General features: G+C 63.0%; 12 protein-coding genes and 1 tRNA gene. 3 read left to right on the top strand and 10 right to left on the bottom strand.

What is annotated here, in order from left to right; genetic code table 11:
* Positions 1-36: 36 nt before the first annotated feature.
* The 7 genes from KUV38_RS09595 to KUV38_RS20895 all read right to left on the bottom strand — a co-directional run bounded on the left by KUV38_RS09595 (position 37) and on the right by KUV38_RS20895 (position 6,929).
* Positions 37-966 (bottom strand): AEC family transporter, encoded by a 930-nt coding sequence (locus KUV38_RS09595; RefSeq protein ID WP_222469830.1) that lies wholly within the window; start codon positions 964-966, stop codon positions 37-39.
* Positions 963-1,757 (bottom strand): MBL fold metallo-hydrolase, encoded by a 795-nt coding sequence (locus tag KUV38_RS09590; protein WP_222469829.1) that lies wholly within the window; start codon positions 1,755-1,757, stop codon positions 963-965. The genes KUV38_RS09595 and KUV38_RS09590 overlap by 4 nt, the downstream gene beginning before the upstream one ends.
* On the bottom strand, positions 1,754-2,539 hold the full coding sequence (locus KUV38_RS09585; RefSeq protein WP_222469828.1) for a TatD family hydrolase: 786 nt from the start codon (positions 2,537-2,539) through the stop codon (positions 1,754-1,756). The genes KUV38_RS09590 and KUV38_RS09585 overlap by 4 nt, the downstream gene beginning before the upstream one ends.
* Before the next feature lie 25 nt (positions 2,540-2,564).
* Positions 2,565-3,725 carry a DNA polymerase III subunit delta' gene (locus KUV38_RS09580; protein WP_222469827.1) on the bottom strand — a complete coding sequence of 387 codons (1,161 nt, stop codon included), beginning with the start codon at positions 3,723-3,725 and terminating at the stop codon, positions 2,565-2,567.
* Positions 3,722-4,351: a dTMP kinase gene (gene tmk / locus KUV38_RS09575; protein WP_222469826.1), complete on the bottom strand. Its 630-nt coding sequence runs from the start codon at positions 4,349-4,351 to the stop codon at positions 3,722-3,724. The genes KUV38_RS09580 and tmk overlap by 4 nt, the downstream gene beginning before the upstream one ends.
* 230 nt (positions 4,352-4,581) lie before the next feature.
* Complete coding sequence (locus tag KUV38_RS09570) at positions 4,582-5,745, bottom strand: D-alanyl-D-alanine carboxypeptidase family protein (RefSeq protein WP_222469825.1); 1,164 nt, start codon at positions 5,743-5,745, stop codon at positions 4,582-4,584.
* An 89-nt stretch (positions 5,746-5,834) separates the two neighbouring features.
* On the bottom strand, positions 5,835-6,929 hold the full coding sequence (locus tag KUV38_RS20895; protein ID WP_261385191.1) for an SPOR domain-containing protein: 1,095 nt from the start codon (positions 6,927-6,929) through the stop codon (positions 5,835-5,837).
* A 208-nt stretch (positions 6,930-7,137) separates the two neighbouring features.
* Here KUV38_RS20895 and KUV38_RS09560 point away from each other — a divergent pair.
* The 3 genes from KUV38_RS09560 (at position 7,138) to KUV38_RS09550 (ending at position 9,419) form a co-directional block, all read left to right on the top strand.
* Positions 7,138-7,227, top strand: a tRNA-Ser gene (locus KUV38_RS09560).
* A gap of 237 nt (positions 7,228-7,464) precedes the next feature.
* Positions 7,465-7,797: a helix-turn-helix transcriptional regulator gene (locus KUV38_RS09555; RefSeq protein ID WP_222469824.1), complete on the top strand. Its 333-nt coding sequence runs from the start codon at positions 7,465-7,467 to the stop codon at positions 7,795-7,797.
* Positions 7,794-9,419, top strand: coding sequence for a hypothetical protein (locus tag KUV38_RS09550; protein WP_222469823.1), 1,626 nt, complete (start codon positions 7,794-7,796; stop codon positions 9,417-9,419). The genes KUV38_RS09555 and KUV38_RS09550 overlap by 4 nt, the downstream gene beginning before the upstream one ends.
* Before the next feature lie 248 nt (positions 9,420-9,667).
* Here the strand turns inward: KUV38_RS09550 and KUV38_RS09545 are convergent, their stop codons facing one another.
* From KUV38_RS09545 to KUV38_RS09535, 3 genes are all read right to left on the bottom strand, one after another.
* Positions 9,668-10,951: a TRAP transporter large permease gene (locus tag KUV38_RS09545; protein ID WP_222469822.1), complete on the bottom strand. Its 1,284-nt coding sequence runs from the start codon at positions 10,949-10,951 to the stop codon at positions 9,668-9,670.
* Between the two features lie 12 nt (positions 10,952-10,963).
* The gene (locus tag KUV38_RS09540) at positions 10,964-11,485 is read right to left on the bottom strand and encodes a TRAP transporter small permease (protein ID WP_222469821.1); all 522 of its coding nucleotides are present in this window, start codon (positions 11,483-11,485) and stop codon (positions 10,964-10,966) included.
* 75 nt (positions 11,486-11,560) lie between these two features.
* Entirely contained in the window at positions 11,561-12,544 is a 984-nt protein-coding gene (locus KUV38_RS09535) for a TRAP transporter substrate-binding protein (protein WP_222469820.1), read from the bottom strand.
* Between the last annotated feature and the right edge of the window lie 129 nt (positions 12,545-12,673).

Raw genomic sequence — 12,673 nt, 5'->3', positions numbered from 1 at the left:
TTGTCCATTTTCTTGCTAAAAGTACCCGAATGAATCTTACGGCAGCAGCGTGAGCCAGCCCCAGGCGGTGAGCATCGTAAGGCCGGTGGCGAAGAGCACCGCAGTGGCGGCCACGCGTTTGGCGCGATCATACATGTTGGCGAAGATATAGGCGTTCACGCCCGGTGCCATTGCGGCGGTGATGGTGGCCGAACGCAGGCCGGGGGTGTCGACCCCGGTGAGATGGGCGAGGCTCCATGTGATGGCCGGGTGCAACCCGAGGGCCAGCAGGCAGACCATCAGCGCCACGCGGATATCGCCCTCGGGGCGGTAGCGGTAGAGCACGCCGCCGAGCGCGAAGAGCGCGGCAGGCAAGCCCGCGCGGGCGATGAGATCGGCCGCGTCCATAATAACAGCCGGCACCGGCAGGCTGGTCACGTTGACGGCGAGACCGGCGAGGATGCCGATGATGAAACCGTTGCGAAACACGTTGCGCGCCACGCGGCCGGGCAGGGCGGAGAGGGGCGCCTCACGGGCGCGGGCGAACTCCATCACTACGATGCCGGCGGTCAGCAGAACGGGGGCGTGCAGGGCGATGATGGCGTAGTTGCCGGTCAGCGCTTCCTCACCATAGGCGCGCTCGGTGATCGGCAGGCCCAGCAGCAGCGAGTTGGAGAAGAGGCAGGCGAAGCCGATCACGACCGAATCTTCCCACTCGCGTTTGAAGATAAACCGCGCCCCCGCGATGCCTGCGGCGAAGCTGACGAAGGCGCCGGCATAAAACGACAGCAACAGCGCCGGTTGGAAGCTCGCCGCCAGATCGAGCCGGGTCATGGCGGCGAAGAGCAGGAGCGGGATCGAGAAGTTCTGGGCGAAGCCCATCAGCAGATCGGTCGCCTCGGGCTTGAAGTTCAGCTTCCAGACCGCGAGGTAGCCGAAGCCGATGACGAGGAAGACCGGAAGTATGACCGAAGTGAGCGCGCTCATGCCGGCAGGCTCAAGACCATGCCGTCATAGGCAGGGGTCACATGGGCTGGGGTCTCGGCCTCGACGGCGGCGTAATCCATGTCGATGTGCATATTGGTGAGCACGGCCTGCCGGGGCGCGGCGCGTTCGATCCACTCCAGCGCTCGGGCGAGGTGCACATGGGAGGGGTGGGGCGCGCGGCGAAGCGCATCGAGCACCCAGATGTCGAGGTCTTGCAGCGCGAGCCAAGCGGCATCGGGGATGTCGGACACGTCCGGCAGGTAGGCCAACCCGCCGATGCGAAAGCCGAGCGCGTCGATCCGGCCATGCTCTACCTCGAAGGGCGAGAGGGTGATCGGCCCGCCTGCGCCATCTACGATGAACGGCCCGTCGATAGCTCGCAGGTCGAGAATGGGCGGATAATCGGAGCCGGGCGGTTGCACGAAGGCATAACCGAAACGAGCGATCAGATCATCGGTGGTGGCGCCATCGGCCCAGACCTTCACCCGGTTGCGCATGTTGTAGACGATCTGGCGCAGGTCATCGAGGCCGTGGGTATGGTCGGCATGAGCATGGGTGAAGGCGACGCCATCGAGCGCGCCGACCTTGGCATCGAGCAGTTGCGCGCGCAGGTCGGGAGAGGTGTCGATCAGCACGCGCGTGGTGCCCTCGGGGCCGTCACGCTCCACCAGCAGGGAGCAGCGGCTGCGGCGGTTGCGGGGCTCGTTCGGGTCGCAATCGCCCCAATTGTCGGGCAAGCGCGGCACGCCGCCCGAAGAGCCGCAGCCGAGGATGGTGAAGCGATAGCTCACGCGGCGACCTTGCTGAAGAGCCGCTCGAAGTTGGCCTCGGTGGCGGCGGCGAACTCTTCATAGCTGAGGCCGAAGACCTCTGCGCCGACCTTGGCGGTATGGGCGGTATAGGCGGGCTCGTTGCGTTTGCCGCGGTGGGGCGGGGGGGCGAGGTAGGGGCTGTCGGTTTCCACCAGCACACGGTCGAGCGGGGCGGCGGCGAAGATATCGCGCAGCTCTTGGCTCTTGGGGAAGGCGGCGATGCCGGACATGGAGAGATAGAAGCCGAGGTCGAGCGCGGCCTTTGCCAGCTCTGCAGAGGAGCTGAAGCAATGCATGACGCAGCTGTAGGGGCCATCCTCGTAGCCCTCGCGCAGGATGGCGGCCATGTCGTCATCGGCGGCGCGGGCGTGGATGATCAGCGGCAGGCCGGTCTCGCGGGCAGCCTCGATGTGGAGGCGAAGCGAGACCTGCTGAACCTCGGCGCTTTCGGCGGTGTAGTGATAATCGAGTCCGGTCTCGCCGATGCCGACGCATTTAGGGTGGGCGGCGGCGGCCTTCAGCTCATCTACGGTGATCAGCGGCTCGCCCTCCACGCTCATCGGGTGGATGCCGAAGGCGTGGAAGACCTGATCGTAAGTCTCGGAAATCGCCTGCACATTCGCCAGCCCGGCCCGCTTGGTGCAAATCGTCACCATCCGGCCCACCCCTGCGGCCTTGGCCCGGTCGATGACCTCGGGCAATTCGCCCTCGAAGTCGGGAAAATCGAGGTGGCAATGGCTGTCGGTGATGATTGGGGGCATTGGGCTCGGGCTTGGGTGGTTTGGCTCAGAGCCGCATGGAGGCGGCGGCGTCCGAGATCTTGAGGCAGATATCCGTGATGAGGGCCGGGGCGTCAAGGTTCACCGCCGCGCCAGCGCGGGCGCGGGCACCGAGCGTGGCGGCCAGTTCGGCCCATGCGCGGGCGCGTGTGGTATCGGGGGCGAGGCGGGCGAGCAGGGCGGCCTCGCCGGGCGCGGCCTCTGGCGCGGGTGGGCCGAGCGCGCCGGTGCGGGCGGTGCGGGCCAGCAGGGTGTCGATCAGGCGCACGGTGAGGCGGAAGCGGTCGGCGGCATCGCGCCCGCCGCATTTGGCCGCCAGCGCGAGCGTGGCGGGGCGGTCGAGCCGGGGCAGGTCGCGGAAGAGCGCGACCAGGGCGGCGTAGAGCGTGAGGCCTTCATCGTCGATGAGTTGCAGCGCGGTGGCGACCGAGCCCTCGGAGAGCGCGGAGAGCGCGGCGCGTTGCACCGGGTCTTCCGGCGGCTCCGCCCCGGCGCCGCGCAGGGCGGCGGTGAGTGAGGCCTCGGAGAGCGGCGCACAGGGCAGGATCTGGCAGCGCGAGCGGATGGTGGGCAGCAGCGAGGCAGGCGCGTGGGAGATGAGCAGGAGAACGGTGTTTTCGGGCGGCTCCTCGAGCACCTTCAGCACTGCGTTGGCGGCGGAGGCGTTCATCTCGTCGACGGAGTCGATAAGCACCACGCGCCGGGCCTTCTCGGCGGCGGAATAGGCGAAGAAACGCTTCAGCTCGCGTGTGCTCTCCACGTCGATCACGGTCTTGAACCGGGCGGGGGCGGGCTTTTCCACCCATTTGCGGCGGAGCAGCATGAGGTTGCCCTCGGAGCCTGCGGTGATACGGCGGGCAACCGGGTGGTTTGGGTCGACCGCTAGGGTCTCTGGCTTGTCCGGCTCCCCGAAGAGACCGCCACCGTCATCGAGAGGCTGCGAAATCAAGAAGCGGGCGATGCGCCAAGCGAGAGTCGCCTTGCCGATGCCGCGCGGCCCGGTAATGAGCCAGGCGTGGGGAAGGCGGCCGGAGTTGAAGGCGGCGAGAAAGCGGGCCTCGGCCTCTTCCTGCCCATAGAGGGTTTCGGTGTGGCGCGGGTGCGGGTAGTCGCCGAGGCGGTCGGCCTCGGGTAGCTCTTCGGCCACGCCAAGGGGCGCGGCGCTCATCGCATATGCTCCCGGACGGCGGTGATGACATCGGCAGTGATCGCCTCGGCGGGGCGGCCCGCGTCGATCAGGCGGCAGCGGGCGGGGTTGGCCTCGGCCAGCGCGAGGAACCCGGCACGGAGCTTCTGCTGAAAGGCGAGGCCCTCCTCCTCGAAGCGGTCCTCGCCTGAGGCGCGGGCGAGGCCACGGGCCAGCGCCACCTCCGGGTCCATGTCGAGAATGAGGGTGAGATCCGGCTCGCGCCCGATGGCGAGGGCGTGCAGCGCGTCGACGAACTCCCGTAGCTCGCCCCGTGCGGCGCCCTGGTAGACGCGGGTTGAATCGGCGAAACGGTCGGAGATCACCACCTTGCCCGCGGCGAGGGCGGGGGTGATGACGCGCTCCAGATGGTCGCGCCGCGCGGCGGTGAAGAGCAGCGTTTCTGTCTCGCCAGACCAGCGGTCCGGCGCGCCTTCCACAAGTAGGCGGCGGATCTCCTCGGCCCCTGCGGAGCCGCCGGGTTCGCGGGTGAGCACCACCTCGCGGCCCTCGCTCTCGGCCCACGCGCCAAGCGCCCGCGCCTGGGTGGATTTCCCGGCGCCGTCAATCCCTTCGAGGGTGATGAAAAACCCGTGAGGCTGCGTCATGCGCGGACGTTATACCGAGGCTCTGGCAGGCGCAAACTGCTCGCCAGAGGAGATTTGAGGCCTCCGGCGGGAGATGTTTGGAGTAAGAAAATGGGCCGGGCGATGCGTGCTGCATTTTCTTGCTGAAAATACGCCAGCGCCCGGCCTCAAACCGCGCAGCAGGCGCGCTGGAAAGCGTTGACTGCGGAACGGGAGGCGGGACGCGTCCCGCCGCCTCGAGGCGCGCTATTCTATTGCGGCGCGGCCTGCCCCGCGAACTGCTTCATCAGCACGCCAGCCGCCGTTTTGATCCGGGGCAGGAACCCGCCTTTGGGGATGTCGCGCTCAGCCACCAGCGGCACGGTGATCGCCTCCATATCGGGCAGGGTCACGGTGAGGCTGGCGACCTCGTCGCCTGCCGCCACAGGCGCGCGCAGCGGGCCTTCGTAGCTGACTTCGGCTTCCAGCCGGTCCTGCGCCAGCGCGGGCATGAGCACGTCGAGATCATTGGCCAGCACGAGGCCCACGCGCGGCTCCGCGCCCATCCAGACAGGTGCTTCGGCGATACGGGTGCCCTCATCGGCCACGGTCTTCTGAACGAACTGGCGGAAGGCCCAGTTGACGATATTGATCGCCTCCTGCTTGCGGGCATCCTCGGAAGGCAGGCCGGTGATGACGAAGACGATCCGGCGGTTGCCCTGCTTGGCCGACCCCACGAGGCCATAGCCCGCTTCGGTGGTGTGGCCGGTCTTCAAACCGTCCGCCCCGATTCCGAGCTTCAGCAGCGGGTTGCGGTTGTTGTGATTGGTCGGCACCCGCCCGTCGAACTCAAACTTCTCCATGCCGAAGTAGCCGTAATATTCGGGGAACTCGCGGATCAGCCGCAGTGCCAGAATGCCGAGGTCGTGCATCGACATGCGCTGCCCCGGGTTGGGCCAACCGCTGGCGTTGGCGAAGGTGGAATTTTCCATGCCCAGATCGCGGGCACGCTCGTTCATCAGCCGGGCAAACCCGTCTTCGGTGCCGGCCAGCCCTTCGGCCACCACGACGCAGGCGTCATTGCCCGATTGCACCACGATCCCCTGGATGAGTTGTTCGACAGAGGGCCTGTCAGTGGTGTTCAGGAACATCGACGAGCCGCCCATGTTCTTGGCGCGCTCGCTGACAGTGAACGTGGTGTCCAGCGTTACCCGCCCGTCGCGGAGGGCCTCGAAGAGCATGTTCAGCGTCATCAGTTTTGACATGCTGGCCGGGGGCAGGGCGGTGTCGGCGTTTTTCGACAGCAGGATCGTGCCGGTCGTTTCGTCGACCACCCAGGCCGAGGTGGCGCGGGTCTCGAAGGCGGCGGCGGCGGTGGTTGCGGCGGCGATCACCGCGGCGGCGATCAGGGTTGCGAGGCCGTGGAGGCGAAGCATGGGGGCGGATGTCCTTTCCTGTCCGGCCCCGGCGTGAGGGTGCCGGGGGTGGTGCAGGGCGGGAGTGGCTGTTTTGGCTGAGTCCCGCCTCAGTTCGTCACAAAATACGCATCCTGGAAGCCCATCGCCTTAACTTTTTCGAGAAGCACCGCGCGATCGGCGGCACTATGCGCAGGGCCGATCACAACGCGCCAGAAGGTCTTTCCAGCGGACTGCTGCTCGTAGACGGTGGGCACCACACCGGACTTGCGCATGTTGGCAGCGGTGCGGTTGGCGTTTTCCTCGACCGAGAAAATCCCGATCTGAACGTAGTTCTTGCCGCCCGAGGGCTTGGGGCCTGCGGCCTTGGGCGCCGCTGCGGTCGCGGCGGCTGCCGTGGGCGCCAGCGGGGCGGCGGAAATCTCTGGTGTGGCCACGCCGGCGGGCGCCGTGGGGGGGGCCGCATCGGGGGCGGCAGCGATGGTCGCATCGGCCTTGGCGCGCTGCGATTTCTTGCCCTTCAGGCGCTGCCAGAAGCCCTTCTTGGCCTTTTCCGGCTGGGGTGTCGGGGCGGCTGCCGTCTCGATGGCCGCATCGGCCCCAGCGGTTCCGGTGCCTTCGGCGGCGGCAATAGCAGCCTCAGCGGCGGCCAGCGGCGCATCGAGCGACTTCTGCTGGATCGCTTCGGGCTCGGCGATGGTTTCGGCGTCGACTGCGGCGGCGGCAGGGGCCGCAGCGGCAGGAGCCTGCTCGGGCACTTCCTCGCGCACAAGCGCGACGACGCTCAGCTTGGTCGGGGCACCGGGCAGCACGCCCAGCGCATTGGCCGCATCGGAAGAGACCTGGAGCTTCGGCCCCGGGTTGTCACGCTCGCGCTTGAAGAGGGCGCCGATCACGAACTTGCCGTTGGACTGGTTGCGGATGATCACCCGTTCGGGCTCTTTCACATCCGGATGGGCGATCCAGACACCGCCCAGCGAGGGGCGGCCATCCCAGAGACCGTCTTCGTTCTTGGAAAAGACCTCGGGCGCCTCGACATCGCGCTCCACCAGCTTCGTCGCCGCCGGACGGCTCGCCGCAGCGGAGACCTCCGCGCCATCGGCCTTTTTGGCACCGAGTTTCAGCCCCGTGCCATCCTCACAAGCCGCGAGTGCCAGAACCGACACGGAAATCACGCCTACATGAAGGAGTTTGCCCTTGCCCATGCTTCGCCCCTTTGTCCGCCGAGTGGTCGGGTCTTTGCCCGCCATCGCGTTTTTTGCCGCCGGTTTGCCCGGCTGAACTGCTCTCGAACGTCACAATACATAGGTGAAGGGCGCATGGAAACCCGGGATATCGGAGCCAAGCAAAAATTGGCGTGAGGGGTGTTGCCTTTTCCCCCACGGCGGGGTTTTACCAGCATCAGACCCCGCCGGAGGAGTGGCAGAGTGGTCGAATGCACCGGTCTTGAAAACCGGCGTGCGTGAAAGCGTACCGTGGGTTCGAATCCCACCTCCTCCGCCATTTATTTTGGCTAATCGATTGATTCTCATATATAATAATGTGGGCCCCCACATATGGCCCCACATTGAGCCCCACATTTGCGATGCTGAGTGAAAGGCCAACAAATGGCTTGTCAGGTCGCCTCAGGTCGTTGCATGCTGAAGCCATAGGTGAGGGCTACCTGATAAGCCCGTAGTACAATCGCAATTCATAGGCGCAGGATGTTGTCTTGATTGCCCTCAAAGAAGGGGATCAAGCATGTCCAATGCTGACTCAGATAGTCCAAGACAGTTCGACCTTTTTTCCGATGAACGCGATGCAACTTGCGTTGCCGCAGCCGTGTCGAGTGACATGGCGGCGAAGCAGCAGCCTTCCGTTGCCGTCGTTTCTCCGGATCACGCGCCCGGTGGAAACTACCTGTCGGTCAAGGAAGTTGCAGCTTACTTCGGCGTGTCTCCCGCCACGATCTGGCGATGGTGTAAAAAAGGTGATCTACCGGAGCCTATCCGCTTTTCACAGAGAGTCACCCGCTGGGCTCGCGTGGATCTGGAGCAGTTCGAGGCGCGCCGTCGGGCTCAGGGTGCAAGATGAGCCGCTCGTACAAGAAGGTTCGTCCAATGAGGCATCGAGTTTACTCAGTGCCTCAGGTCAAGGATCTCTATGATGTTTGCCGTACCACCGTCTCGAATTGGGTTCGCGATGGATTGTGCCCATCTCCGGGTGAAGGGCCGCAGTTGTTTCGCGGAGAGGAACTGAGCCGGTTCCATGAGGTTCGTCGGTCCAGAAGTCATCAATCACTTCGGCACGGACAATTCAAATGTTTCACCTGCAAGGCGATTGTCTTTCCGCACGTTGGTTCCCTGGAATTTCTAGCTGATGCGATGGCTCGACCGAAGGTCTTCGCCGCGTGTCCGGACTGCGGAGCGCGAACCTCAAAGCTTCTAAGTGAGACGGAGTGCGACAAGCTCCAGAAAGCTGCCCAAAACAACACCAGCTTGAAAGCCATAGACGAAGATGTACTTGGCTCTCAGGCTGGTGTTGGAAAAATTTGCACAAAGAGGGACGAAAATACTGTGGGCGCCGTGTGCTCCTGCAACGATCGAGTGGTATTTGAGTGGCAGCAATATGCTGGCCGTTATGACGACAAAACCATTGCGGCGCACCTCGTTTCCATCAGGGAGTTCGAAGCGTCGGTCGGGGGGAAACCCTTTGAGATGCTTCTGCAACGGGATGTCGCTGCTTATCGCGAGGACCTGTTGTTGCGACTGGACGAGAACGGCGACCAGGCGCTGTCGGTATCAACAGTCAGGCATCGAGCCTCCCATGTCCGGGCATTCCTCGACTGGTTAAGGAGCCAAAACGGCTTTCGGCGACTTGGTTCAAATTTGCCGGGTTACCTAGAACTGCCGCGGCGGCTCTCCGCCAAAGCACTACCAAAGGTGCGAGACTACCCAGACATAAAGGCAGCTGCCGAAATGATCGACGGCATGAGGTCCGTTAGCCTGCGCGAAAAGCGTGACCAAGCAATCGTTGACATGGCCTTCCTGTCAGGATTCCGTGCAACTGCGTTGATTAATCTCCGTTTGAAACATGTTTATATAGAGGAAGGGACCGTCATCCACGATGGGAGGAGCCTAAAGGGCAAGAACGGAAAGAATTTCGTTGCCAGCTTCTTTCCGCGCACCGAGTATTTTGAAGGAGTTGTGTGTACCTGGATTAAGTTGATCAAGAATCTGGGTCTTGGGAGCAACGATGCCTTATTTCCAGATTATCGGAGGCTGTGTCATAAATTGAGCAGCCACCAGAACATTCAACCTATGACCAGTACAGGTGCGGTCACTCGGGCCTTCAGATCTGCAAGCGTTGTCGCGGGCGCCAGCTACAGCCCGCATTGCGCGCGAGATACCTTGGCTGCGCTTGGCGCATCGGTGTGCAAGTCTGCGAGAGAAAGAAAGGCATGGTCATTAAATCTTGGGCATGAGACCGATGTAATCACCGAGCGTTACTATGGAAAGATGAGCGAGGACTGCCGCGCGGAAATCATTACAGAGATAAGAGAGCGGCGAGACCTGATTGATGATGAAAAGGACCTGCTATTGGACCTGTTCTTTAGCCGGCTGCAGCGGGGTTCCCCAGAATATGCCCGTGCTAAGGGCTTGCAGATTTCATTGTTGAGAGCCGAGGATGAAGTAAATGATGTGATTGAAGCGTGATAGAGAGATGTTCCGCAGTACCACAAAGCACCGAGTATGAGCATCAGGGGCCGCGAATCGGCGCGCAAGGCGCCGGACGGATTTTTGCTTACGGTATTTCCTAGCATGATTTTTCATCGTGCTGACGGGAGAGGCAAATTTCGAAACCTTGTTCGTGATCCAATTCTTAGCGACAGCGGCAACTATTCCCAGCTGAAAGATCGCTCCACGAGTGTTCGAGTTATCTATCCGCAAGACGAAGGTTTCCGCTAGATATCAATCCACCCCGGGAGTGTCAGGGATATGCCCGGCACGAAGGACACCAGCATCAGCGCCACGAGTATGGCCAGGTAGAACGGCCAGATCGTCTTCACCGCTTGCTCCATTGGCAGCCGCCCGACCGAGCAGCCCACAAAGAGACAGGCGCCCACCGGCGGCGTGCATAGGCCGAGGCCGAGGTTCATCATCAGGATGATGCCAAACTGCAGGGGGTCCAGCCCGATGCTGTAAGCCACCGGCAGGAAGATAGGCGTGCAGATGAGGATCAGCGCCGCCATATCCATGATCATCCCGAGCACCAGCAGCACCACGTTGATCAGGATCAGGATCAGGATCGGGTTCTCGGTGATCGCGGTGAGCAAGGTCACGGTCTTGTCGGGCACCCGGTAGAAGGTGAGCATGTAGGCAAAGGCCCCGGCACAGGCGATCAGGATCATCACCATCGCGGTGGTTCGGACCGAGCTCTTCACTGCGGTGACGAAGCTCTTCCATGTCAAGCTGCGATAGACCAGCAGGGTTACAACGAAAGCATAGATCGCGCCGAACGCCCCGGACTCGGTGACAGTGAAGATGCCAGAGAGGACACCGCCCACGATAATGACTGCGGTAAACAGGCCGGGCAGGGCGGCGATGAAGCTCAGAAAGAGCGAGGCGAAGCCGGGGAACACCTCGGCCTGATAGCCGCGTCGCACTGCCACGACATAGGCCGCCACTGCGAGGCAGAGGCACATCAGCATTCCGGGTACAACGCCTGCCATGAAAAGCTTAGAGATCGAGATGCCACCGCCCGCCGCAATGGCATAGATGATCATGTTGTGGCTGGGTGGAATGACGATGCCCGCGATCGAGGAGGTGACGGTAACGTTCACCGCATAATCCGCGTCATAGCCCTTTTCCTTCATCACCGGGATCAGGATCGAGCCGAGCGCAGAGATATCGGCCACCGCAGAGCCGGAGATGCCGCCGAAGAGCATCGACGAGAAGACGTTGACGATTCCGAGCCCGCCGCGCACGGCACCCACCGCCGCGGAGGCGAACTTGACCAGCCGCATCGCAATGCCGCCGTGAAACATCAGCTCGCCCGCGAAGATGAAGAAGGGGATCGCCATGAGCGAGAAAACGTTGATCCCGGCGATGATGCGTTGGTAGCCGATCATCAGCGGCAGCCCCTCGAACCAGAAGGCCGCGATGGCGGAGATGCCGAGGGCAAAGGCCACCGGCGCACCAATGGCCACGCAGAGAGCGAACATCCCCAGCAGAACGAAAATTCCCATGTCGACGGGGTCCTATTGAATGAGGTCTTTGCGCCAGTCCTGACCCAATGCGAAGCGGAGCAGGTGGCCGAAGGTGAAGAGCACGATGAGGCCGCCGCCGATTGTGAGCGGGAGCGAGCGGAGTCCCTCAGGCATCTGGATAAGAGGGATCATTGAGCCCCACTTGAAGAGCGTCAGCTTCGCTCCGTAAAAGGCCATCAACGCGCCGAAGCCCAGAAGCAGCAGGTCGGCCAGTACAACCAGCGCATTGCGGATCCACATGGGCACTGCGGTGCGCAACGCCATGACAGAGAGATGGGAGTTCTCGTGCACGCCCACTGCGCTGCCCAGGAAAGCGATCACCATGATGAGCAGGAGCGCAACCTGCTCGACCCAGGTTGGCGTGGCATTGAGCACATAGCGCCCGAAGACGAGCCAGCCGAAAATCACCGTGAGCACAACCAGCGAAACGCCTGTGATGATCCGGCAGAGGCTGGCTACTAGGTCAAGGCTACGATTGAACCAGCCAAGCCATGTCGGGGTGTCGCGATGCATTGACGGAATCATGGGCAGCCCTTGAAAGAGTGCGCCCGCCCCTGTCGAGGGGCGGGCTTGGAGTATCAGGTCAGCTCAATCGGTCGCCTGGATCAGCTCGACCAGCGGTCGCAGGTCAGGATTGGCGCTGAGGTAGGCGTCGTAAACTGGCGCCATTGCCTCTTGGAACGGCGCTTTGTCGGCAATCTCGTTCATCGTCACACCTGCAGACACCACCTTGTCGCGGCTCGCGGCCTCACGCTCGCTCCAAAGCTGGCGCTGCAGTACGGCCGACTCCTGCGCGGCCTTCTTCAATGCGGTCTTCTGCTCATCGGACAGCCCGTTGAACACGTCGGCGTTGATGCAGACGCACTCGGGGATGATCAGGTGTTGGCTCAGTGAGTAGAAGCCCGCGACCTCGAAATGCCCGGTTGACTCGTAGGACGGCCAGTTGTTCTCGGCCCCGTCAACCACGCCCGTCTTTAGCGCTTGGTAGACCTCTCCAAAGGCCATCGGAGAGGGGTTTCCTCCCAGCTCGGAGATCATGCCCGAGTAGAGATCGTTGTTCATCACCCGGACCTTCATGCCCTGAAGATCCGCCGGGGCGTTGATTGCCTTGTCGGCATTATAAAACGAACGGGCGCCAGCATCATACCAGGCCAGCGGCACCAGCCCCTTGGCCGTCATGCCTTCGGCAATCTTCTGGCCAGCTTCACCGTCAAGCACGCGGAACATGTGATCCACGTCCTTGAAGATGAAGGGCAATGAAACCACGTTGGCCTCAGGCGCGATCGGGCCGATCGGGCCGAGATTGAAGTTGCCGATCTCCAGGCCACCGAGTCGCACCTGCTCAATGGCGTCCGGTTGGTCGCCCAATGTTCCGCCGTGGAACATCTGAAGCGTGATCTCTCCACCGGTCTTATCGGACACGAGCTCCGCGAGCTTGTCCATCGCGACAGTGTTCGGATAGCCCTCAGGATGGATGTTCCAGCCCCGCCATTCAGCCGATGAGGCCGCGCCAGCGAGTACCGTCAGGGCGGTTGCCGCCCCGATGAAAGTTGTACTGATGTGTTTGTTCATTAATTTTCCTCCCAGTCTTTGGTTGCCTGCCCTTTTCAGCCATGCTGTGAAGCTTTTCGGCGGGGGCAGTGGTCCAATTTGCCTTGCTCCGTGCTGCTCTCGAGCCGCACGCAATCTCCTCCTCAGGCA

This window comes from Vannielia litorea (genome assembly GCF_019801175.1).
GTDB lineage: Bacteria > Pseudomonadota > Alphaproteobacteria > Rhodobacterales > Rhodobacteraceae > Vannielia > Vannielia litorea_B.
This window is presented reverse-complemented; position numbering and strand designations above follow the sequence as displayed.